At 62.3% G+C, this 21,467-nt stretch carries 18 protein-coding genes; 9 read left to right on the forward strand and 9 right to left on the reverse strand.

Features of this window, described 5'->3' with window-relative positions; translation table 11 throughout:
- Positions 1–91: 91 nt before the first annotated feature.
- From treS to K0P33_RS14790, 3 genes are read left to right on the forward strand one after another with little or no spacing between them, the layout of a single operon-like run.
- Entirely contained in the window at positions 92–3,439 is a 3,348-nt protein-coding gene (treS, locus tag K0P33_RS14780) for a maltose alpha-D-glucosyltransferase (protein WP_242155906.1), read from the forward strand.
- The gene (gene glgB / locus K0P33_RS14785) at positions 3,436–5,673 is read left to right on the forward strand and encodes a 1,4-alpha-glucan branching protein GlgB (protein WP_242155909.1); all 2,238 of its coding nucleotides are present in this window, start codon (positions 3,436–3,438) and stop codon (positions 5,671–5,673) included. Before treS ends, glgB begins: the two co-directional genes overlap by 4 nt.
- 51 nt (positions 5,674–5,724) lie before the next feature.
- Complete coding sequence (locus K0P33_RS14790) at positions 5,725–6,891, forward strand: GGDEF domain-containing protein (RefSeq protein WP_242155911.1); 1,167 nt, start codon at positions 5,725–5,727, stop codon at positions 6,889–6,891.
- Positions 6,892–6,908: 17 nt separating this feature from the next.
- On the opposite strand, the gene K0P33_RS14795 is transcribed toward K0P33_RS14790, so the two are convergent.
- The 3 genes from K0P33_RS14795 to K0P33_RS14805 form a co-directional block, all read right to left on the reverse strand.
- Positions 6,909–9,095 (reverse strand): response regulator, encoded by a 2,187-nt coding sequence (locus tag K0P33_RS14795; RefSeq protein WP_242155913.1) that lies wholly within the window; start codon positions 9,093–9,095, stop codon positions 6,909–6,911.
- 172 nt (positions 9,096–9,267) lie between these two features.
- Positions 9,268–10,119, reverse strand: coding sequence for a CAP domain-containing protein (locus K0P33_RS14800; protein WP_094952346.1), 852 nt, complete (start codon positions 10,117–10,119; stop codon positions 9,268–9,270).
- Positions 10,120–10,200: 81 nt separating this feature from the next.
- A complete protein-coding gene (locus tag K0P33_RS14805; protein ID WP_094952347.1) occupies positions 10,201–11,415 on the reverse strand; it encodes an MFS transporter in 1,215 nt (404 codons plus the stop codon).
- 114 nt (positions 11,416–11,529) lie between these two features.
- Between K0P33_RS14805 and K0P33_RS14810 the strand changes: the two genes are divergently transcribed.
- Together K0P33_RS14810 and K0P33_RS14815 are read left to right on the forward strand one after the other, a co-directional pair.
- Positions 11,530–12,414 carry a LysR family transcriptional regulator gene (locus tag K0P33_RS14810; protein ID WP_094952348.1) on the forward strand — a complete coding sequence of 295 codons (885 nt, stop codon included), beginning with the start codon at positions 11,530–11,532 and terminating at the stop codon, positions 12,412–12,414.
- Between the two features lie 56 nt (positions 12,415–12,470).
- Entirely contained in the window at positions 12,471–13,136 is a 666-nt protein-coding gene (locus tag K0P33_RS14815; protein ID WP_094952349.1) for a GNAT family N-acetyltransferase, read from the forward strand.
- A gap of 61 nt (positions 13,137–13,197) precedes the next feature.
- On the opposite strand, the gene K0P33_RS14820 is transcribed toward K0P33_RS14815, so the two are convergent.
- Complete coding sequence (locus K0P33_RS14820) at positions 13,198–13,800, reverse strand: TetR/AcrR family transcriptional regulator (RefSeq protein ID WP_094952350.1); 603 nt, start codon at positions 13,798–13,800, stop codon at positions 13,198–13,200.
- Positions 13,801–13,877: 77 nt separating this feature from the next.
- Here K0P33_RS14820 and K0P33_RS14825 point away from each other — a divergent pair, with 77 nt between their 5' ends.
- Complete coding sequence (locus tag K0P33_RS14825) at positions 13,878–14,477, forward strand: NAD(P)H-dependent oxidoreductase (protein ID WP_094952351.1); 600 nt, start codon at positions 13,878–13,880, stop codon at positions 14,475–14,477.
- 1 nt (position 14,478) lies between these two features.
- On the opposite strand, the gene K0P33_RS14830 is transcribed toward K0P33_RS14825, so the two are convergent.
- Together K0P33_RS14830 and K0P33_RS14835 are read right to left on the reverse strand one after the other, a co-directional pair.
- Positions 14,479–14,868 carry a hypothetical protein gene (locus K0P33_RS14830; RefSeq protein WP_094952352.1) on the reverse strand — a complete coding sequence of 130 codons (390 nt, stop codon included), beginning with the start codon at positions 14,866–14,868 and terminating at the stop codon, positions 14,479–14,481.
- Between the two features lie 32 nt (positions 14,869–14,900).
- Positions 14,901–16,157 carry a 3-phosphoshikimate 1-carboxyvinyltransferase gene (locus tag K0P33_RS14835; RefSeq protein ID WP_094952353.1) on the reverse strand — a complete coding sequence of 419 codons (1,257 nt, stop codon included), beginning with the start codon at positions 16,155–16,157 and terminating at the stop codon, positions 14,901–14,903.
- 330 nt (positions 16,158–16,487) lie between these two features.
- On the opposite strand from K0P33_RS14835, the gene K0P33_RS14840 reads away from it, so the two are divergent.
- Complete coding sequence (locus K0P33_RS14840; RefSeq protein ID WP_083358232.1) at positions 16,488–17,117, forward strand: lytic polysaccharide monooxygenase auxiliary activity family 9 protein; 630 nt, start codon at positions 16,488–16,490, stop codon at positions 17,115–17,117.
- A 6-nt stretch (positions 17,118–17,123) separates the two neighbouring features.
- Here K0P33_RS14840 and K0P33_RS14845 read toward each other — a convergent pair whose 3' ends face one another.
- On the reverse strand, positions 17,124–17,678 hold the full coding sequence (locus tag K0P33_RS14845; RefSeq protein ID WP_094952354.1) for a UPF0149 family protein: 555 nt from the start codon (positions 17,676–17,678) through the stop codon (positions 17,124–17,126).
- Between the two features lie 59 nt (positions 17,679–17,737).
- Positions 17,738–17,869, reverse strand: a complete 132-nt coding sequence (locus tag K0P33_RS31330; protein WP_256589287.1) for a hypothetical protein — start codon at positions 17,867–17,869, stop codon at positions 17,738–17,740.
- A 194-nt stretch (positions 17,870–18,063) separates the two neighbouring features.
- Here K0P33_RS31330 and K0P33_RS14850 point away from each other — a divergent pair, with 194 nt between their 5' ends.
- Together K0P33_RS14850 and nudC are read left to right on the forward strand one after the other, a co-directional pair.
- Positions 18,064–18,876, forward strand: coding sequence for a crotonase/enoyl-CoA hydratase family protein (locus K0P33_RS14850; RefSeq protein ID WP_242155915.1), 813 nt, complete (start codon positions 18,064–18,066; stop codon positions 18,874–18,876).
- A 5-nt stretch (positions 18,877–18,881) separates the two neighbouring features.
- Positions 18,882–19,715 carry an NAD(+) diphosphatase gene (gene nudC, locus K0P33_RS14855; protein WP_094952356.1) on the forward strand — a complete coding sequence of 278 codons (834 nt, stop codon included), beginning with the start codon at positions 18,882–18,884 and terminating at the stop codon, positions 19,713–19,715.
- On the opposite strand, the gene K0P33_RS14860 is transcribed toward nudC, so the two are convergent.
- Positions 19,683–20,462, reverse strand: a complete 780-nt coding sequence (locus tag K0P33_RS14860; RefSeq protein WP_242155916.1) for a TSUP family transporter — start codon at positions 20,460–20,462, stop codon at positions 19,683–19,685. The genes nudC and K0P33_RS14860 overlap by 33 nt on opposite strands.
- Positions 20,463–21,467 lie beyond the last annotated feature (1,005 nt).

The following is a 21,467-nucleotide window of genomic DNA, read 5'->3' on the forward strand; positions in this document are numbered from 1 at the left end:
CTGATGAAGAGTAAAGGTGGGAGCAGGCAAGCCAGCTCCCACATCGAACGCGCCCCTTCAGGTCAATGTTCAAGCATTTCAGGAGTTTCCAATGGCGAAGAAACCCAAGGCTGCCACCTTTATCAAAGACCCGCTCTGGTACAAGGACGCGGTGATCTACCAGGTTCACGTCAAATCCTATTTCGACTCCAACAATGACGGCATCGGTGACTTTCCCGGGCTGATCGCTAAGCTCGACTACATCGCCGACCTGGGCGTGAACACCATCTGGCTCTTGCCGTTCTACCCCTCGCCACGCCGCGATGACGGCTATGACATCGCCGAATACCGTGGCGTGCACAGCGATTACGGGACCATGGCCGACGCCAAACGCTTTATTGCCGAAGCGCACAACCGCGGGCTGCGGGTTATCACCGAACTGGTGATCAACCACACCTCCGACCAGCACCCCTGGTTCCAGCGTGCGCGCAAGGCCAAGCCGGGTTCGGCCGCTCGAGACTTCTACGTGTGGTCCGACGACGACCAGAAATACGACGGCACCCGCATCATTTTCCTCGACACCGAGAAGTCCAACTGGACCTGGGACCCGGTCGCCGGCCAGTACTTCTGGCACCGGTTCTATTCCCACCAGCCGGACCTCAACTTCGACAACCCGCAGGTGATGAAAGCGGTGCTGTCGGTGATGCGCTACTGGCTGGACATGGGCATCGACGGCCTGCGCCTGGATGCCATCCCGTACCTGATCGAGCGCGACGGCACCAATAACGAGAACCTGCCGGAAACCCACGACGTCCTCAAGCAGATCCGCGCCGAGATCGACGCGCATTACCCGGACCGCATGCTGCTCGCCGAGGCCAACCAGTGGCCGGAAGACACGCAGCTCTACTTTGGTGACAAAAAGGGTGATGACGGCGATGAGTGCCACATGGCCTTTCACTTCCCGCTAATGCCGCGCATGTACATGGCCCTGGCCCAGGAAGATCGCTTCCCCATCACCGACATTTTGCGCCAAACCCCGGAGATCCCTGCCAACTGCCAATGGGCGATCTTCCTGCGCAACCACGATGAACTGACCCTGGAAATGGTCACCGACAAAGAGCGTGACTACCTGTGGAACTACTACGCCGCCGACCGTCGCGCACGGATCAACCTGGGTATTCGTCGGCGCCTGGCGCCGCTGATGGAGCGCGACCGCCGTCGCGTTGAATTGCTTAACAGCCTGTTGCTTTCAATGCCGGGCACGCCGACCTTGTATTACGGCGATGAGATCGGCATGGGCGACAACATCTACCTCGGCGACCGTGACGGCGTGCGCACGCCGATGCAATGGTCCATCGACCGCAACGGCGGCTTCTCCCGCGCCGACCCGGCCAGCCTGGTGCTGCCGCCGATCATGGACCCGCTTTACGGCTACCAGTCGGTCAACGTCGAGACTCAGGCCCAGGACCCGCACTCGCTGCTGAACTGGACCCGACGCATGCTGGCGGTGCGCAAGCAGTCCAAGGCCTTTGGCCGTGGCAGCTTGAAAATGCTCTCGCCGAGCAACCGCCGTATCCTGGCCTATACCCGCGAATACACCGGCGGCGATGGGCGCAACGAGATCATCCTGTGCGTGGCCAACGTGTCGCGCAGTGCCCAAGCGGCCGAGCTGGACTTGTCGGCCTTTGCCGGCATGGTGCCGGTGGAAATGCTCGGCGGTAATGCCTTCCCGCCGATTGGCCAGCTGAATTTCCTGCTGACCCTGGCGCCGTACGGTTTCTATTGGTTCGTGTTGGCGGCGGAAAAACAGATGCCGAGCTGGCATGTGGAACCGGCGCAGAGCATTCCGGACTTCACTACGTTGGTGCTGAAAAAACGCATGGAAGAGTTACTCGAAGAACCGTGCCGCACCACCTTGGAGCACACCTCGCTGCCGGCCTGGCTGCCCAAGCGGCGCTGGTTCGCGGGCAAGGACACCGCCATCGACAGTGTGCACATCGCCTACGGCGTGCGCTTCGGCGACCCGCAGTACCCGGTGCTGCTCAGCGAAATCGAGGTCAGCAGCGGTGGTCAGGTCAGTCGCTACCAACTGCCGTTCGGCTTTCTCGGTGAAGACCAGTTCACCAGCGCCTTGCCGCAGCAGTTGGCGCTGGCCCGCGTACGCCGAGCGCGTCAGGTGGGCTTGGTGACCGATGCCTTCAGCCTCGAGCACTTTATTCGTGCGGTGATTCACGGCCTGCAAGCCGGCACGGTGTTGAACACCCGTGAAGGTGATTTGCGCTTTGAGGCCACGCCGAACTTGGCCCAGTTGCAACTGAGCGATGAGTCGCAGGTGCGCTACCTGGCGGCCGAACAGTCCAACAGCTCCGTGGTGGTGGGCGAAAGCCTGGTGCTCAAACTTATCCGCAAAGTCAGCGCCGGGGTACATCCGGAGCTGGAAATGAGCGCTTATTTGACCGCCGCCGGCTACCCGAATATCTCGCCGCTGCTGGGCTCGATGATTCGCCATGATGCCGAGGGCCATGACAACCTGCTGATGATCGCCCAGGGCTACTTGAGCAACCAGGGCGATGCGTGGGGCTGGACCCAGAACAACCTGGAGCGCGCGATTCGCGACGAGCTGGCTGAAGCCATCTCCGAGCAGGAACAGCACTACAACGCCTTGGGTGAGTTGAAAGACTTTGCCGGCCTGCTCGGCCAGCGCCTGGGTGAAATGCATGGGGTGCTGGCGGCGAAAACCACCAACAAGGCCTTCAACCCCGAAGCCACCACGGTCAAGGATACACAGGCCTGGGCCAAGGACGTCGGGGCGCAGATCGACCGCGCGCTGCACTTGCTCAAGCTGCATCAAAACCAATTGAACCCTGCCGATCAGGCGCGGGTCAGTGAGTTGCTGGCGCAGAAAAAAGCCATCACCGGTCACGTTCAGGCCTTGGCGAAAGCCACGGCGGGCGGCTTGCGGATTCGGGTCCACGGTGACTTGCACCTGGGCCAGGTGTTGGTGGTCAAGGGCGATGCTTACTTGATCGACTTTGAAGGTGAACCGGCGCGGCCGCTGCATGAGCGGCGCGGCAAGCACAGCCCGTATAAAGATGTGAGTGGCGTGCTGCGTTCGTTTGATTACGCTGCCGCCATGGCCCTGAATGTGCAAGGAGTGGATCACTCACCCGAAGCGGATATCGCCCGTAAACGCGTGACCGAGCGTTACCTGAATGAAGCGCGAGAGGCATTTACCCAGGCTTATCATCAGGCGACGACTACACTGGCGCATGACTGGCAGGATGCCAAAGGCCAGAGCGCCGCGCTGACGTTGTTCAGCCTGGAGAAGGCCGCGTACGAAGTGGCCTACGAAGCGGAAAACCGCCCGACCTGGTTGCCGGTGCCGTTGCAAGGTTTGCACGGCCTGCTCAGCGGGCTGACACCTATATCGAAAACTGCACGCGGTGGGGAGACGTCATGAGCTTTACAAATAAAGAACCGCTGCAACCGAAATTGACTGCAATGCCGGCGTCCAAGGACGTCGAAGCACTGGTGCGCGCCGAGCACCATGACCCGTTCTCGATTCTGGGGCCGCATGATGACGAGCAGGGCGGGCAGTTTATCCGCGCGTTCCTGCCCGAAGCCCTGAGTGTTCAGGTCTTGGCGCGTGACAGCGGTGAACAGATTGGCAGCCTCGACGCGACTCAGGTGCCGGGTCTGTTTGTCGGGCATTTCAACACGCGCCAGGGTTACCTGCTGAAGATCCAGTGGGCCGGCGGTGAGCAGATCACCGAAGACCCTTACAGCTTCAACCAATTGCTCCTCGGTGAAATGGACCTGTACCTGTTTGCCGAAGGCAATCACCGTGACCTGAGCAGTTGCCTCGGTGCGCAGGTGACCAGCGTCGACGGCGTGCAGGGTGTGCGCTTCGCCGTGTGGGCGCCGAATGCCCGGCGTGTGTCGGTGGTGGGCGACTTCAATATCTGGGACGGCCGCCGTCACCCGATGCGCCTGCGTCATCCGTCTGGCGTGTGGGAAATCTTTATCCCACGCCTGCAACCGGGTGCGGCCTACAAGTACGAAATTCTCGGTGCCAACGGGATTCTGCCGCTCAAGGCCGACCCGATGGCACTGGCCACCCAACTGCCGCCCGACACCGCCTCGAAAGTCGCCGCGCCGTTGCAGGTGGACTGGCAAGACCATGAGTGGATGCAGTCGCGCGGCGACAAGCACAAGACCACGGCGCCGCTGTCGATTTATGAGCTGCACGTCGGTTCCTGGCAATGCGAGCTGGACGAGGCCGGCGAAGTATCGCGCCAGTACGGCTGGCGCGAGCTGGCCGATCGATTGATTCCGCATGTGCAGCAATTGGGCTTCACCCATATCGAGCTGATGCCGATTATGGAACACCCGTTCGGCGGCTCCTGGGGTTACCAAGCGTTGTCACAATTCGCTCCGAGTGCGCGTTTTGGCTCGCCGGAAGATTTCGGCTTTTTCGTCAATGCCCTGCACCAGGCCAATATCGGCGTGATCCTCGACTGGGTGCCAGCGCATTTCCCCACCGACACCCACGGCCTGGCCCAGTTCGACGGCACCGCGCTGTATGAATACGCCAACCCGCTGGAAGGCTTTCACCAGGATTGGGACACGCTGATCTACAACCTGGGCCGTACGGAAGTGCACGGCTTTATGCTGGCCTCGGCGCTGCACTGGCTTAAACATTTCCATGTCGACGGTTTACGGGTGGATGCCGTGGCCTCAATGCTGTATCGCGACTACTCGCGCAAAGCCGGCGAGTGGGTGCCCAACCGCCATGGCGGCCGCGAGAACCTCGAAGCCATCGATTTCCTGCGGCACTTGAACGACGTGGTGGCGCTGGAAGCACCGGGCGCGCTGGTGATTGCCGAGGAGTCCACCGCCTGGCCGGGTGTGAGCCAGAGCACGCAGCAAGGTGGCCTGGGTTTCAACTACAAGTGGAACATGGGCTGGATGCACGATTCCTTGCATTACATCCAGCAAGACCCGGTGTACCGCGCCCATCACCACAATGAGCTGAGTTTCGGCCTGGTGTATGCCTGGTCCGAGCGGTTTATCCTGCCGATCTCCCACGATGAAGTGGTGCACGGCAAGCATTCGCTGATCGACAAGATGCCCGGTGATCGCTGGCAGAAGTTTGCCAACCTGCGGGCTTACCTGAGCTTCATGTGGATGCACCCGGGTAAGAAATTGCTGTTCATGGGCTGCGAGTTCGGCCAATGGCGTGAGTGGAACCACGATCAGCAGTTGGACTGGTACCTGCTGCAATACCCCGAGCACCGGGGCGTGCAGAAGCTGGTCGGCGACCTGAACCGCCTGTACCGCGAGGAGCCGGCGCTGCACGAACAGGACGACGCACCTCAAGGGTTCCAGTGGCTAATCGGCGACGATGCGATCAACAGCGTCTACGCTTGGCTGCGTTGGAGCAAGGACGGCAAACCGGTATTGGTAGTTGCCAATTTCACCCCAGTACCGCGCGAGGCGTATTCGGTCGGCGTGCCGATTGCGGGGCGTTGGAGCGAGGTGATCAACAGTGATGCCGACACCTATGCCGGTTCCAACTATGGCAACGGTGGGGGAGTGTTCACTCAGGATGAGGCGCGCCATGGGCAACCGGTGTCGCTCTCGCTGAATCTGCCACCACTGGGTGTATTGATTCTGCGGCCGGAAGCCCTTTAAAGGCTCTAGCATGCCGGATTCTGTTGTCCGCACTACTGGCAGGGTGCCACAATGGCGCCTTTGTCGAGGCAGTCGAAACAGGCGTATTTCATGAATAGCCTTGGACGTGGGCAGGACCAGGATGGTTTTATCGAAGAGCAGGTGCGAACCGACCGGTTGCACCAGCTATTTCGCCAATCGTTCTCCGCCATTTTCGGCAGTTACCTGGCCGCCAGCATGCTCTGCTGGCTGTGTTGGGACCGCTTTGACCACCAGGTCATGCTGGTCTGGCTGCCGGTGCTGGCGGGCACCTCGCTGTTGCGCATCAAGATGTTCTTGGAGTGGTTTCGTTGCCCCATTAACGAGCGTACGCCCCAGCGTTGGGAGCGTCGTTACTGGGTGACGCTGATGCTGTCGGCGGGCGTGTGGGGCATTGGCGCGTTGGCGGTGATGCCCACGGACGACCGCCTATCCCAAGTGCTGGTCATGCTGTTTACCGTGGGCATGTCAGTCAGCGCGGTCTCGTGTTATTCAGCCTATCGCTACATGACCCTGGGCTCCATTGCCCTGGTGCTGATGCCGTGTACGCTGTGGCTGCTGTTCCAGGCCTCGTCGATGCAAGTGGGTGTGGCCATTGCGGTGCTGGTGTTCGCGTTTTTCGTGGCCAGCGCCACGCACAAACTGTCCGATGCCCTGGAAAAAGCCTTTCGCCTGACCCGGCAAATGGAGCGTGCGTACACGATTTCCACACGCGCCGCCCAGACCGACGAGCTCACGGGGCTGATGAACCGTCGGGCGTTTTTCGAACACGCCCAAGTGCTCTACGCGCAGTGTCGCCACAACCAGCAGCCGCTGTGCGCGCTGATGATGGACATGGACCACTTCAAAGATATCAACGACACCTACGGCCACCAGGCCGGCGACCAAGTGCTGCGCCAAGTCGGCGGGGTGATCAGTGCATCGTTTCGTCAGGCCGATGTCTACGGGCGGCTCGGCGGCGAGGAGTTTGCGGTGCTGTTGCCCAATACCTCACTGGAAACTGCACGGGGTATCGCTGAGCAACTGGTCAAGGCGATTTCCGGGCTGGCCTCCGAGCCGGTGCAGGGCTTGACCGCGAGCCTGGGCGTTGCCACCACCCGCAGCCTCGATCAGGACCTGCACAGCCTGATGAACACCGCCGACAAGGCGCTGTACCGCGCCAAGGCCATGGGGCGTAACCAGGTGGCGGTAGCAGAGTAGGGCGCTTGAGGCAGGGCTCAGTCGCGTTGCATCGATTTAGCCAGCGCACGGGCCACTTGGTCGGCGGAGTAGGGCTTGGCCAGGAACTCGACGCCTTCGTAGCCACTGTCGGCCAGCTCTTCGCTGTAGCCCGAGGTCAGCACTATCGGCAAGTCCGGCCGCCTCTGGCGCAGCAGCTTGGCCATCGCCACGCCGGTCATGCCCGGCATCACCACATCCGAGAAAATCGCGTCGAACGCCATCCCGTCGGGCCCGGCCAGCGCCAATGCCTGTTCGGCATCGGTGGCCCAGGTGGTCTGGTAGCCGAGGTCCTGCAGGATCTGATTGGCGAAACGGCCGACTTCCAGGTTGTCTTCCACGATCAGAATATGGTGCATTGCCGTGTCGTGGGTTGGGCTGCAGTCTTCCTGCGCCAGGCTGGGTTGCTCCGCCGCCGGTTCCGCTTCAGGCAGGTACAGGGTAAACACACTGCCCTGGCCCAAGTGGCTGGTTACATCGACATTGCCGCCGGACTGCTTGGCAAACCCGAACACTTGCGACAAGCCCAGGCCGGTGCCTTTGCCCACGGCCTTGGTGGTAAAGAACGGCTCGAAAATGCGCTCGACGGTATTGCCGGGAATCCCGCTGCCGGTGTCGGCCAGCGCAATCGCCACAAACGGCTGATGGGCTTCGGCATCGCCCCGGATACGCGGCAGCGCCGCCAGCGTTGCCACGCGCAGTGTCAGGGTGCCTCGGCCCTCCATGGCATCGCGGGCGTTGAGCGCGATGTTGATCAGCGCGGTTTCAAACTGGCTGGGGTCGACGCGCACATAGCAAGGCTGGCCGGGCAATTGAGTCTGCACATGGATACGCGCACCGGTCACGCTTTCGAGCATTTCGCCGATGTTCTTGACCCGCAGGCACACATCGAACACTTCCGGGTTCAGCGGTTGGCGGCGGGCGAAGGCGAGCAACTGGCTGGTGAGCTTGCTGGCGCGCTCGACGGTGTCCGAGACGGCGCCCATGTAGCGTTGGCGCCGCTCTTCGGACAGCCCGGGCTGGCGCAGGAAGTCCACCGAGGAGCGAATGATCGTCAGCAGGTTGTTAAAGTCGTGGGCCACGCCGCCGGTCAACTGGCCGATGGCTTCGAGCTTTTGCGACTGATGCAGCGCCGCTTCGGCCTGGGTCAGGGCGCTGGTGCGTTCTTCGACGCGCTGCTCCAGGGTGGCGTTCAGCTCGGTAATGGCCGCCAGGCCCTCGCGTACGGCGGCGTCGGCGCGCACCCGTTCGATATGCGCCCAGGAGCGCTCGGTGACTTCCCTCACCAGGGCCAAGTCATAGGGCGACCAGACGCGCGCAAACTTGTGATGCACGGCCATCAGGGCGGTCAGGCGCCCGTCTTTGATCAGCGGGAAACACGCCGTCGCCGTGACGCCCAAGGTCTGGTAGCAGGCGGACTCCTCGGGCGTGCACTCCACGCGGTTGTCGCCAATCACCAGCGCTTCACCGGCGTTGAGCTGTTTTATCGCGTGTGCGCCGAACGAGGCCAGGCTGTACCGCCCGACGATACTTGGCGAGCCGGGCGCCGCCCAATTACCGCGAATGGTGAAGCCGTCTTCATCGGCGTCCATATCGGCATAGGCGCAATTGGACACATGCAGGTGTTCGGCCAACAGGCGCGTGGTGGTGGTCATGATGGATTCGGCGTCGGTGGCGTTGGCCACCGCACTACCAATGGCATCCAGTACGGCCAGGCGACGGGCGAGAAAGACCGTGGCGGTGGTTTCTGTGACCGTATTGAGCATGCCGACGACCGTGCCTTGCGGGTCGCGCACAGGGCTGTAGCAAAACGTAAAGTACGCTTGCTCCGGGCCATTGCCACGCTCAATCACCAGCGGGTAGTTTTCTACGTAGGTCGCATTGCCTTGAAAGGCAGCATTGGCGAAGTGGCTCACTTCGTCCCAGACTTCACGCCAGGTGTCGCTGAAAGCACGCCCCAATGCGTAGGGCTTATCGCCCAGAATAGGGATAAACGCATCATTGTAGAGCGTGATCAGGTGCGGGCCCCAACTGATGGACTGGGGGAAGCTTGAGGCAAAACACAGCGCAACGGTGGTTTTGAGTACATCAGGCCATTGTTCCAATGGACCTAATGGCGTACTTGCCCAATCATGCTGGCGAACTCGCTCGGCCATGTCGCTGCTGCTTTGCAGCCAATTCATCATTGGGTGAACACCTTGTTTTCCAGAGTCTTTAGCGTGCCTGAATGCCTCAGGTATCAAGCTACTGACCCGGTTGACCGCTGCCAGTTCAGCGCAATTATCGCCTAGATGGCAATTTGATTCTCCCTCCGTTTGGATAGATTGCGCTCGGCGGAGTTCGGCGCCTGCTCACGCCCTACTGCGCGCCGAATAAACCGGTCCAATAAATCCCCGCGTCACTCTTCGGGTCCATGGCATAGGCTGCGCCCAACTCGCGAAATTGCGGGTTCATCAAGTTGGCGCAATGGCCGGGGCTGGCGAGCCAGCCGTCCACCACTTTGCGCGGGGTGTCGAGGCCGGCGGCGATGTTTTCACCGATGTTTTTTGCGATGTAGCCGGCCAGCTCCGCGCGGTCGCCCGGGGTGCGGCCATCGTGGTCGAGGTGGTCGAAGAAGTTGCCGTTGGCCATGTTGCGTGTGTGGCTGTTGGCGGCATTGGCCAGCTCATCGTTCCACGACACCGGCGTGGTCGCGGTAAACGCCTGGGTGCCGCACTGGCGCGGTTGCGCGCGCGCGGTGTTGATCAGGTTCAGCAGTTGTTTGCCTTCGGTCTGCCAGTCGCCCAGGCCGCTGGTCAACAACGGGCGCGCGAGCACGATGCGCCAATCCTGGCCGCTGTTGCTTACGCCGATGTCGACAAATTGCGGGTCGAGCACTACGCGGCAGAAACTTTCGCGCACGGCCTTCATCGCCGCCTCGGCATTTTTGGGGCCGGACAGGCTGATGGCTTGCACATTCACCATCGGGTACGCGGCCCGCGCCAGCGCTTGCTGCAAGTCGCCGACATTGGTGGCCGGCAGCACCAGCCGCGTGTCGTTGGCCAACGGTGGCAGTTCCTGGGAACCCTGGTTACCGCAGCGCTGCACCTGGCTGCGGTACTGATTGATCTGTTGCACCAACTGACTTTCTTCATTCGCCATCGCGCTGGCGCAGAACGCCAAACTGGCGGCCAGCGTCGTAAGACCCATCATCAATGACAGCACGCGCATGGACATTACCCTTGAGCTTGAAAGTGCCCATGATGCGCGATGTAACCCGGTCTGGCGCAACGCCTTTTTTGTTTTTTTGCCTCAACGGGTGTTCTGCGCGCCGTTCTCGGCGCTGTGGCGGCGCCAGGCAAAGGTGCTGGCGGCGATGATCAGGGCCAGTGCTGCGGCGAAGGTCACGTGCAGGCCATTAGCCACGGTTTGCGCCGCTGCGCGGGTGACATCGGGGCTGGCCCAGGCAAACACAGCGCCCAGGGCCGAGGCACCGAAAATCAGGCCCAGGTTGCGCGACAGGTTCAACAGGCCGGAGATCGTGCCCCGGCGTGACGCGTCGACATCGCTCATGACCGCCGTGTTGTTGGCGGCCTGGAACAGGCTGTAGCCCATCGTCAGCAGCACCAGCGCGGCAAGGTACGCCACCAGGGCGCTGACCAGCGACAGCGCCAGGGCGCCGACGGCCATGAGGCCCAACCCCGCGAGCGTCATGCGCTGGCTGCCCAGGCGCTCGGTGAGGTGGCCGGCCGGCACACCGGTGGCCGCTGAAACGCACGGCCCGACGGCCATCGCCAGGCCCATCCACGCCGCCTCAAGCTCCAGGCCCCGGGAAAGATAGAACGGGCCGACCACGAAGGTGGTCATGATTACTGCCGATACCAAGGTGCTCATCGCCAGGCCTGCGCGCAAGGCTGGGTCTTTCAACGGCAGCCAGAATGCATTGCCCGAGGCCGACGTGCGGCCTTGCTGATCTGCCGGCAAATACCGCCAGGCGAGGGCGGCGGCCAACAAACCCAGAGGCGCGCCCACTAGAAACAACGCGCGCCAGCCCCACAGGCTGAGCAGCACGCCGCCGACGCTGGGGCCCATGGCGGTGCCCACCGCCGACATCGTGCCGAGCAGGCCCATCACACGCCCGGTGCGTTGCGCGGGCACGGTGTCGCCGACCAAGCCTAAAGTCATCGCCATCATGCTCGCTGCGCCCAGCCCTTGCAGGACGCGCGCGGCAACGAGCCATTGCAGTGAAGGTGCGGCGCCGCACAGCGCGCAGGCCACGGCGAACAGCAGCAACCCGGCGAGCAACAATCGGCGCCGCCCCAGACGGTCGCCCAGGCTGCCTGCACTGACAATCACCGCCGTGATCGCCAGCAAGTACGCCAGCACCACCCACTGCACCGCGTGAAACGAGGCATCAAACGCCTGCGCCAGGCTGGGCAGGCCGACATTGGCAATGCTGGTGCCGAGGGAGGCCAGAAGCATGGACAGGGACAGGCTGATAAGTCGGCCTTTTGATGAGGTGTGCATGGGGCGATTCCTTGAGTGAACGCAGCTGTCGCCAATCTACGTCCTCGCCTACTATGGCGGAAGGCGCAGGGTTTGCAGCCTATACGTGCATCAAACGCCTTATGAGGATTGCCCATGCCCGATCTCAACCTGCTGACCACCCTGGATGTGTTGCTGACCGAAGGCAGCGTCGCGCGTGCCGCCCAGCGCCTGCGCCTGAGCCCATCAGCCATGAGCCGGGCACTTGCACGCTTGCGCGAGACCACCGGCGACCCCTTGCTGGTGCGGGCCGGGCGCGGCCTGGTACCGACGCCGCGTGCGTTGGCACTGCGTGAACAGGTCAGCCGGCTGGTGCAGGAGGCCCAGGCGGTGCTGCGCCCCGTGCAATCTCTGGACATGGGCCAGGTTGTGCGCACGTTCACCCTGCGTGCCAGCGAGGAGTTTGTGGAGAACCTCGGCCCGGCCTTGCTGGCGCGAATCGCCCACGAGGCGCCCGGCGTGCGGCTGCGCTTCGTGAATAAGACCGACAACGACTACGCGCTGCTGCGCGAAGGCAGCGTCGACGTGGCCATCGGCGTGGTCGACCCCGGCGCCAGCCCTGAAGTGCTGACCCAGGCGCTGTTTCGTGATCGCCTGGTCGGCGTGGTGCGCAGCGGCCATCCCTTGAGCCGGGGCGCCGTCAGCGCCGAGCGGTTTGCCCAGGGGCAGCATGTCTATGTCTCCCGGCGCGGCCTGGCGCGTGGCCAGGTTGATGACGCCTTGCTCGCCTTGGGCCTCACGCGCGAGATCAGCACCCTCGTCGCCGGCTTTGCCACCGCCATCGCCCTGGCCCGCGATACCGACCTGATCGCCAGCGTGCCCGAGCGCTACACCGCCAACCAGCGTGAAGGGCTGTTCAGCTTTGCACTGCCGGTATCCATACCGACGTTCACCGTGGCCATGCTCTGGCACCCGCGCCTGGACGCCGACCTGGCCCACCGCTGGCTGCGCGGTTGTTTGCGCGAGGTGTGCGGGCAATAACGCGGCTGCAACAGGTACAATCGCCGCTGCCTTGACGCGAAACCCCAGGAATTTGCATGTTCAGCCTTACCCGCTATACCACGCCGTGCCCCGAGCCGATCAACAGTCAGATTCTGCAGTTGGTGGTCGATAACCTCACCGACATCAGCAGCGTCGCGCTGGCGCCCAGCAACTTGCTCTACAACATCTACCAGTACGCCATCGGCTTTGAGGTGCACCTGTACTTGGAGGCGCTGGATGGCGCCAAGGGCATTGCCGTTGAGCTGGTAGTGGCGATGGATGAGGACACGGTGATTGGCTTTTGCCTGTACCTACCGGTGAAAGATGATCCGCAAGCCTGCGGCATCGCGTTCATGGCGGTGCAGGCAGGTAGGCGGCGCCAGGGTGTGGCCCGCGCGATGCTGCAGGACGTGCTGGCGCGCTACCCCCACGCCGAGTTGGCGTGTGCCGTGGAAAAGGTCCCGGCGTTCGCGGCCATGGGCTTTCAGGTACGCGGCGCGCGTGGCACCCAGGTGCTGATGAACACCCGCGATTACGGCACTGATGGCTTGATGGGCGTGCTGGACGTGGCGGCTATCTATAGCTCGCTGGAAGTGCGGCAGATTCACACGTACCTGCTGCAAAAACACGGCAAGCGCGCGATGGTGGATGCGGAGAAGCAACGTGATCGGCATCTCGATCAACTGGCGCGCAAGGTTCAGCGGTTTATCGCTGAACGCTAGTGGCGATCGGGCTGTTGTGGTGAGTGGGCTTGTTGTGGCAAGCCCGCTCGCCACAAATTACTCAAACACGCCCGCGATTGACCATGGCCAGGATCGTCGCCAGTAACTCCTGCTGCGCCTCGTCACGGCTGATCTCGCCGCTGGCCGCCGCCTGCGACAAGGCTTCCGCCGCGCCGAGCATCGCCCGCAACCCGGCCTGGGACACTGTGGCGCCCGGCGCGAACGGCGCCAGGGCAGCGCGGCATTTGTCGAGGAAGATCGCCTCGTACTTGCGCTTGAGGGTTTCCAGCTCTGGCGAGCTGCTCAGCGCGGCGATCACCCCCGGAATTTCCCGACCTTGCAGCAACACACAATCGACATAACACGCGGCGATCACCTGCGCGCGCTCATCCAGCGTCGCGCCGCTGGTGTCCAGGGCCTCGGCAAACACCTGGTTCTGGCGCCCGTCGAAGTCTTCATACAGCGCGGCGAGCAGCCCCGCGCGGGTGACGAAATGGTCATAGACCACCGGTTTGGTAACGCCCGCCAGTTCCGCCAGGCGGCCCAGGGTCAGGGCTTCGGTGCCTTCCTCGCGCACCAGTTGCCAGGCCACATCGAGCAACTGGCGCAGGCGATCCTCGCGTGTAAGGCGGCGGCGTGGGGCAGGGGATTCAGTGCTTGACATGCTTATATACCAAAAGTAACTTAATCGGCGTAACTTACCAAAAGTAGCTTATCCTAAGCCGAAAGGGAGTCCTTGTCATGCACGCACTAATCGTTGTTGCTCATCACGACCCACAATCGCTCACCCACGGCCTCGCCGCACAGGTGGCGGCGGGGCTGACAGCCTCCGGCCACACCTTCGAGATCGCCGACCTCGCCGCCGAAGGTTTCGACCCGCGCTACAACGCCGCCGACCATCGCGTACACCGCAGCCGTGCCACCCCGCCTGCCGACGTGCTTGCCGAACAAGCGCGCCTGGACCGCGCCGACGCCTTGGTTCTCGCGTTCCCGATTTATTGGTGGTCGCTGCCGGCCGTGCTCAAAGGCTGGATCGACCGCGTGTTCGTCAACGGCTGGGCCATCGACTATGGCCCCGATACGCCGGTGGTGAAGAAGCTGCGGCACTTGCAGGTGCACCTGCTGGCGCTCGGCGCGGCGGATGCCGGCGCATTTGATCGCCACGGCTATGCCAAGGCGATGCGCACGCAGATCGACTACGGGATCTTTGATTACTGCGGGGCGCAGGTGGTGACGTCCGAGTTGCTGTTGGAGTCTGAAGGCGGTAGCGCCCAAACGCATTTGCACACGGCGAAAGCCGTAGGGCAGGGGCTGTTTCAGGGCGAGGCTGTAGCGGGCTGATTCAACCTTCGCGAAACAGATCGTGGGCATCCAGCAACCGGTAAGCAATCTCCGGGCGTTTCTCCATGCCGCGACGAATCGCCGCCGGAATGGATTGCCGAGTCTTACGGCACATGCCGGGCAGGTCGTCGATGACGATCTGGATCCCGCGCATGCTTTTGACTTCGGTATGGCCTGGCGCGACATGCACGCGGATGCCCAAAAGTTCGTACATCCGCTGTTGCATGTGTTCCAGGTCTTGCAGGCTCTTGAGGTCTTCGAGGCGTTCGATCAGCTTTTTCTCCTCCTGGCGCGTCAGGTTGAGAATGCGCACGTCGGCGTCGGGTGCCTGCAGCAATTGTTCACGCTCGCAGACACAAGCGCCGGGTGGGCAGGGTTGGCGAAGTGTCATGTGCATTCCCTCCCCATGCCGACGCGGCTGCTTCAGTCGCTCAGCGCGACCCCAAGACTGCCCAAGGCCTTCCAGTATTCAGGGTAGGTCTTGGCCACGCAATCCGGGTCCTGAATGCGGATACCCGCGACTTTCAAACCCGCCAGGGCAAAGCACATGGCGATGCGGTGGTCAGCGTGGGTGTCGATCAGCGCATTGCATGACGTACCGGCCAATGCAGGGTCGCTGGCCACCAACAGGTCATCGCCTTCGATGGTCGCCAGGCCTGGGCGGATTTCGTTGAGGCCGTCGTGCAGCGCCTGCACGCGGTCGCATTCCTTCACGCGCAGGTTGGCCAACTCGGTGAATCGCACTGGGGTGTTATTGAAGGCGGCGAGTACAGCCAGGGTCGGAATCGCGTCCTGCATCTGCGAGCCGACCACTGTGGCCTGCATGTTCGGGAACTGGGCGATCACGGCTTGGGCCTTGGCGTCCGGCTGGGTGAAATCTTGCGCGGCGACGCCGATGTCGATGCGCCCGCCGGTCAACACTTCAGCGGCCCACAAATAGGTGGCCGCGGAGGCGTCGGGTTCGATCAGGTAGTCATGGGCGGTGTAGCCGGTCGGGGCCACGCGCCAGGTGGTGTCGTCGACCACTTCGACCTGCGCGCCGAAGGCCCGCATGCAATCCAGGGTCAGGTCCACATAGCCACGGGCGCCGATGTCCTTGCCGGTCAGCGCCACTTCAATCGGCGCTTCGCCGCAGGCTGCAAGCATCAGCAGGGCCGACACGTACTGGCTGGACAAGCCACCATCGATTTCAAAACGCTTGGCTTGGACTTTGCCCACGCCATGCACGGTCACCGGTGGGCAGCCGGTGGGGCTGTCGACGCGGATACCGTTCTGGCCAAGGGTGGCCAGCAGCGGGCCGATCGGGCGCTTTTGCATGTAGTCATCGCCGTCCAGCACCACGGTGCCTTCGACCGTCGCTACGGCAGCGGTGAGAAAACGCATGGCGGTGCCGGCATTGCCGAGGAACAACGGCTGCGCAGGCAGTTGCAGCTTGCCGGAGCCGGTGACGACGAAGGTGGTGTCGTCCGGCTCATCGATGGTCACGCCCATCTGGCGCAGGGCCACCGACATGTGGCGGGTGTCATCGCTTTTCAGTGCGCCGCTCAGACGGCTGGTGCCCTTGGCCAGGGCCGCCAGCAACAGGGCGCGGTTGGTAATGGATTTGGAGCCGGGGGGCGCGACCTTGCCGTTCAGGGGGAAATTGGGCGGTGTAACGGTCACGGTTTTCTGCGAACTCAAGGTACAAGGCTCCTGATCAGGGCAAGGTGGCGTGGAGTGGCCGACGGGCGGACCCGAATAATCAGCCAAACACGCCACGCTTGTCGAGCGGGGATCGTTGTACGGCGTGTATTTGCGGCGTGATCCGCGTGTGGACGCTGCTTGTAGCTGTATCGCCCTTCACTGGGTAGGACAAACAACCCTACCGATGCAGGGCAAAGGCCTTTACTCCGCGAAACCTGGCCGATGTACGAACTTTCTGAGGGAGGCAGCGGCTGGACAATATCGCCCGGCGAGGTAAGTTCGATGCACGCCCCAAGACGGTGCGTATTCAATCAAGGAGTGACTGAAATGAACAAACCCCAGACGCAACTCAGACACGGCCGTGTCGTGACCCCCGCCAGCCGTGGCTCGGTGGCCGTGGAGCGTGGGCTGCTGGGCAACTGGCAAGTCAACGAAATGGAAGGCGGCAAGAACTTCCCCGCACTCACCGCCGGGCCATTCCCTGCGCCTTACCAAACTGATGACCCAAGCGTCGCGCCACCTGCCGACGGGTATATCTTGAGCGGCGGCAAAACCGATGACCGCGACTGCATCAACTTCACCGACGAAGAAATGAGTAAAAAGCTCAACACCTCGTTCAATTGGCCATTGCTGAATGTCGAAGCCGGCCAGGTGTTTAAGGTGCAATGGGAATACACCGCCGCTCACGTCACCCGTGGTTATCGCTGGCTCATCACCAAAGACGGCTGGGACCCCAAGCAGCGCATCAGCCGCGCCCAATTGGAGGCCAAGCCGTTCTTTGAGGATTTCTACACCCAGGAGCCGTACTACCAGCACGCCGATGAAATGAAGGCCAAGGTCGAGCACCAAGTGACGCTGCCCAAGGGCAAGAAAGGTCGGCACGTGGTGGTGTTGATGTGGATCGTGGCCAACACCGGCAACGCGTTCTATCAGGCGTTTGACCTGGATTTCAAGTAAGCGCTGTTAACGCTGGGCCAACCAGTAATCATGTAGCGCCCGCGCAGCCGGTTCGATTGCACTGACCCGCTGTTGATGGGCGTTTACATCCAGGTCCGCCGGCAATTCGAAGTTGTCTTGCTCGGCGCACCAGGAAATCTTCTCCAGTTGCCCGGCCTGTTCGGCAGGCAATTCGGGCCAGTTGCCGATCGCGGCACCGCGGATATAACCAAAGCACCACTCCTCAGCGAGCGTCACGGCTTGGCCCTGATGGTCGGTTTCGTCGAAGCGCGCCTTGAACGCCTGGGCATCGGTCGCCAGTTGCGCTGCCAGCGTATTCATATGGCGTACGCACAATTCCAGGAAACGCTGGGCCTCTTCCACGCTTTCCCAGTCCGGGTTCTGCCCACCCCAGATCGCCGGGAACCACTCACCGACTTCCACTTGGGCCGGGCTTGAGACCAGCGCGGTGAAGTAGCCGTCGAGTTCGGCCAGGTTCAGCACCGAGTGATCGTCGCCGTACTTGAGCAGGGTTTCTTCGATGAATTCGAAATCGGCGGGGGCGAGGGGTTGGGCGTGCATGGCAATTCCTTTGAGCGTCGAGCGCCGCTGTGGGCGGCTTAAAGCGCGAAGGATGGCGCTTAGGCTGGCTTTTTTCCAGTGTTTTCCCAGTGCTGGCACCGCTTGCTCACGCACACCGAACCCACCACCGCGAGAATGATCGGCACCAGAAAGTCATGGCCGATACGGGTAAATTCTGCCGTGGACGGCATAGGCGGCTCCAGGCAAGGGCCCTGATTGTATAGCCGATAACGCGGGCCTGCGGGGTGAAAGGTATCGGCACTGCATGAAGCCCGCACACACACAACATTTCATTACGTTTGCCAGTCCCGTTTTTGGCCGATGCGCCGTCGCGCTCCCTTGTTATAGTTCGGGCCTTATCACTCGCCAGTCAGGGATCACTGCCATGTCCGAATACCAAGCTTTCGTCGTCGAACTCACCGGCAACGTTGCCCATGTGCAGATCAATCGCCCGGAAAAGATCAACGCGATGAACGCGGCGTTCTGGACCGAAATCATCGAGATCTTCCAATGGGTCGAAGACACCGATGCCGTGCGCGCTGTGGTGCTCAGCGGTGCGGGCAAGCATTTTTCTTCCGGTATCGACCTGATGCTGCTGGCCTCGGTGGCCAACGCGTTCGGCAAGGACGTGGGCCGCAACGCGCGCCTGCTGCGGCGCAAGATCCTCGAGCTGCAAGCCTCGTTCAACGCCGTCGACAACTGCCGCAAACCGGTACTGGCGGCGATCCACGGCTATTGCATCGGCGGCGCCATCGACCTGATCAGCGCCTGTGACATGCGCTACGCGGCTGAAGACGCGCAATTTTCCATCAAGGAAATCGACATCGGCATGGCCGCCGACGTCGGCACCTTGCAGCGCCTGCCGCGGATTGTCGGCGACGGCATGCTACGTGAACTGGCCTACACTGGCCGCCAATTCGGCGCCGAAGAAGCGCGCAGCATCGGCCTGGTCAATCGTGTGTATGCGGACTATGAAAGCCTGTTGGCCGGCGTCATGGAAATTGCCGAGCAAATTGCCGCCAAGTCGCCGATTGCCGTGACCGGCACCAAGGCCATGATCAGCTACATGCGTGACCACACGGTCAATGATGGTTTGGAATACGTTGCCACCTGGAACTCGGCTATGTTGCAATCCAACGATCTGCGCGTGGCCATCGCGGCCCATATGAGTAAGCAGAAACCCGAATTCGTGGATTGACTGATATGACCCCAGGCTGGATTACCACAACGCTGCTGGACAACGACGCCCCTGGCGGCTGGGCCGTAGCCCGCAGCCGCGAAGGCTTTTTGCATGACACCAACGGCCCGCTGTTCCCGCGCGAATGGCTCAAGCGCCAGGACCTGTCGGTGTTTGCCGAACATGGCATCGGCCACCTCGACGGCGAGCCGGTGTACCTGCTGGAACTCAACTCGGCGAGTGAAGTACCCGGCTGCAGCTGGCAGGGCTTGCGCGGCTTCATGCTGCAAGGCGACCACACGCTGTACAAAGTGCTCGGTTACGCGGCGCAGATTGGCACCTGGGCGCGCGAGCACCGGTTTTGCGGCAGTTGCGGCCAGGCCATGGCCCAGGTGCCCCGCGAGCGCGCGATGTATTGCCAGGCCTGCGACCTGCGCAGCTACCCACGCATTTCGCCGAGCATGATCGTGCTGGTGACCCGTGGCGATGAGATTCTGCTGGCGCGCTCGCCGCGTTTTGTCACCGGCGTCTACAGCACCTTGGCCGGGTTTGCCGAGCCGGGTGAGTCGGCCGAAGACTGCCTGATCCGCGAAGTGCGCGAAGAAGTGCAGGTGGAGGTCAAGAACATCCAGTACATGGGCAGCCAGTGCTGGCCGTTCCCGCATTCGATGATGCTCGGCTTTCACGCCGAATACGCCGGTGGCGACATCGTGCCCCAGGCCGATGAGATCGAAGACGCGCAGTGGTTCAACATCCACGAACTGCCGCCGTTGCCAGCGTCACGCTCGATTGCGCGCTACTTGATTGACCTCTACTTGGCCCGTCGTTTAGGCCACGCTGAACCAGTGTTGCCAGGCTAGGCGCACGGTCAGGCCGAGGACCACGGTGATAAACACCGGGCGAATGAATTTGGCGCCGCCGCTGATCGCGCTGCGCGCGCCAAAGAACGCGCCACACATGACCGAGAAGCCCATCGCCAGGCCGACGATCCAGTCTACCGAGCCATTGAAGATAAACACCGACAGCGCCGCCGCGTTGCTGACGAAGTTCATGCTGCGCGCCACACCGCTGGCTTTGACCAGGTCGATGGGGTGCAGCAGCATGGTGCTGACCGTCCAGAACGCGCCGGTGCCGGGGCCGGCCACGCCATCGTAGAAACCCAGGCCGAAGCCTTGGGTGGATTGCCATTTCTTCTTGATCGGTGCGTCGGCGTCCAGCGGCGCCTTGGGCGTGCCGCCGAAGAGCAAATACACACCGCAGGCGAACACGATCACCGGGAGCATTTTGTTCAGGGTTTCGGCGGGCAGGTAGTGGGCGACTATTGCACCGGCGAGGGCGCCGATCAGTGTGCCGACGATGGCGTGCACCCATTGGCGCGGGTGGAACAGCTTGCGCCGGTAGAAGGTGAGGCTGGCGGTGGCGGAGCCGAAGGTGGAGCTGAGTTTGTTGGTGCCCAGCACCAGGTGCGGGGGCATGCCGGCGGTGAGCAGGGCCGGCGTGGTGAGCAGGCCGCCGCCGCCGGCGATGGCGTCGATGAAACCGGCGATGAAGGCTACGACGGCCAGGATGGCGAGGGTGGTCAGGTCAACGCTGAGTTCGAAGGGCATGGGCGGGGCTTATAGTTGGCAGGGGGGAGCGAGTTGGGTGCGCCTAAGGGCGTTATGGTACCTCTGGCTTTGGGTACATATCCATTTTTGTGGTAACGGCTTCGTAGGGTTCCGCCCTTACGGCGGGTCACTTTTGGAAAAGAGCCCCAAAAGTAACCAAAAGGGCTCTTGCCCCACCACTCGTTGCCTCGCCTAGGCTCGGCATGCCCTCACTCCGGCTTGAATCCGTGGGCCGCCGCCATGGGCCATCCTTGGCCCATCGCGGCTAACCCGGCGTCCTGCCGGGTTACCCACGGATTCAAGCCTGCGTTCGGCCATCGTGGTTAACGGGGCGCCTAAGATCAAGATCAAAAGCAAAAGCAAAAGCACGGCGGCCTAGTAGCCGACCTGAGTGGTAGAAGCAAAACAGGGCAAAAGCACAGCAAAAGCACGGCAGTACACTCTCTGCCTGATGTACTGAGATCCCAATGTGGGAGCGGGCTTGCTCGCGAAGGCAGTGGGTCAGTTACACATCAGCTGGCTGACCCACCGCCTTCGCGAGCAAGCCCGCTCCCACAACTTTGACCGCGTTCGGCTGCCAGCACCGCAGTGCTCTGCTTTTCTGTGGGAGCTGGCTTGCCTGCGATGCAGGCACCTCGGTCCATCAAGTACACCGAGTTGATGCCATCGCAGGCAAGCCAGCTCCCACATTAGATTGAGTTCAGTTTCAAATATCAGGTCGGCTGTCAGGCCGCCTCAGTTTTGCTTTTGATTTAACCACTCAGGTCGGCTACTAGGCCGCCGTGCTCTTGCTTTTGATCTTGATCTTAGGCGCCCCGTTAACCACGCTGGCCGAACGCAGGCTTTGGAGCGTGGGTAAACCGGCAGGACGCCGGTTTAGCCGCGATGGGCCAAGGATGGCCCATGGCGGCGGCCCACGGTCCAAAGCCGGAGTGAGGGCACACCGAGCCTAAGCGAGGTGCCGAGTGGTGGGGCAAGAGCCCTTTTGGTTACTTTTGGGGCTCT

Source organism: Pseudomonas sp. ArH3a, from assembly GCF_022648765.1.
Classification (GTDB): domain Bacteria; phylum Pseudomonadota; class Gammaproteobacteria; order Pseudomonadales; family Pseudomonadaceae; genus Aquipseudomonas.

Bases quoted from the DNA above. Each gene is read 5' to 3' on its own strand.
- treS (WP_242155906.1), top strand. From the start codon at position 92: ATGGCGAAGAAACCCAAGGCTGCCACCTTTATCAAAGACCCGCTCTGG.
- glgB (WP_242155909.1), top strand. From the start codon at position 3,436: ATGAGCTTTACAAATAAAGAACCGCTGCAACCGAAATTGACTGCAATG.
- K0P33_RS14790 (WP_242155911.1), top strand. From the start codon at position 5,725: ATGGCGCCTTTGTCGAGGCAGTCGAAACAGGCGTATTTCATGAATAGC.
- K0P33_RS14795 (WP_242155913.1), bottom strand. From the start codon at position 9,095: ATGATGAATTGGCTGCAAAGCAGCAGCGACATGGCCGAGCGAGTTCGC.
- K0P33_RS14800 (WP_094952346.1), bottom strand. From the start codon at position 10,119: ATGCGCGTGCTGTCATTGATGATGGGTCTTACGACGCTGGCCGCCAGT.
- K0P33_RS14805 (WP_094952347.1), bottom strand. From the start codon at position 11,415: ATGCACACCTCATCAAAAGGCCGACTTATCAGCCTGTCCCTGTCCATG.
- K0P33_RS14810 (WP_094952348.1), top strand. From the start codon at position 11,530: ATGCCCGATCTCAACCTGCTGACCACCCTGGATGTGTTGCTGACCGAA.
- K0P33_RS14815 (WP_094952349.1), top strand. From the start codon at position 12,471: ATGTTCAGCCTTACCCGCTATACCACGCCGTGCCCCGAGCCGATCAAC.
- K0P33_RS14820 (WP_094952350.1), bottom strand. From the start codon at position 13,800: ATGTCAAGCACTGAATCCCCTGCCCCACGCCGCCGCCTTACACGCGAG.
- K0P33_RS14825 (WP_094952351.1), top strand. From the start codon at position 13,878: ATGCACGCACTAATCGTTGTTGCTCATCACGACCCACAATCGCTCACC.
- K0P33_RS14830 (WP_094952352.1), bottom strand. From the start codon at position 14,868: ATGACACTTCGCCAACCCTGCCCACCCGGCGCTTGTGTCTGCGAGCGT.
- K0P33_RS14840 (WP_083358232.1), top strand. From the start codon at position 16,488: ATGAACAAACCCCAGACGCAACTCAGACACGGCCGTGTCGTGACCCCC.
- K0P33_RS14845 (WP_094952354.1), bottom strand. From the start codon at position 17,678: ATGCACGCCCAACCCCTCGCCCCCGCCGATTTCGAATTCATCGAAGAA.
- K0P33_RS31330 (WP_256589287.1), bottom strand. From the start codon at position 17,869: ATGCCGTCCACGGCAGAATTTACCCGTATCGGCCATGACTTTCTGGTG.
- K0P33_RS14850 (WP_242155915.1), top strand. From the start codon at position 18,064: ATGTCCGAATACCAAGCTTTCGTCGTCGAACTCACCGGCAACGTTGCC.
- nudC (WP_094952356.1), top strand. From the start codon at position 18,882: ATGACCCCAGGCTGGATTACCACAACGCTGCTGGACAACGACGCCCCT.
- K0P33_RS14860 (WP_242155916.1), bottom strand. From the start codon at position 20,462: ATGCCCTTCGAACTCAGCGTTGACCTGACCACCCTCGCCATCCTGGCC.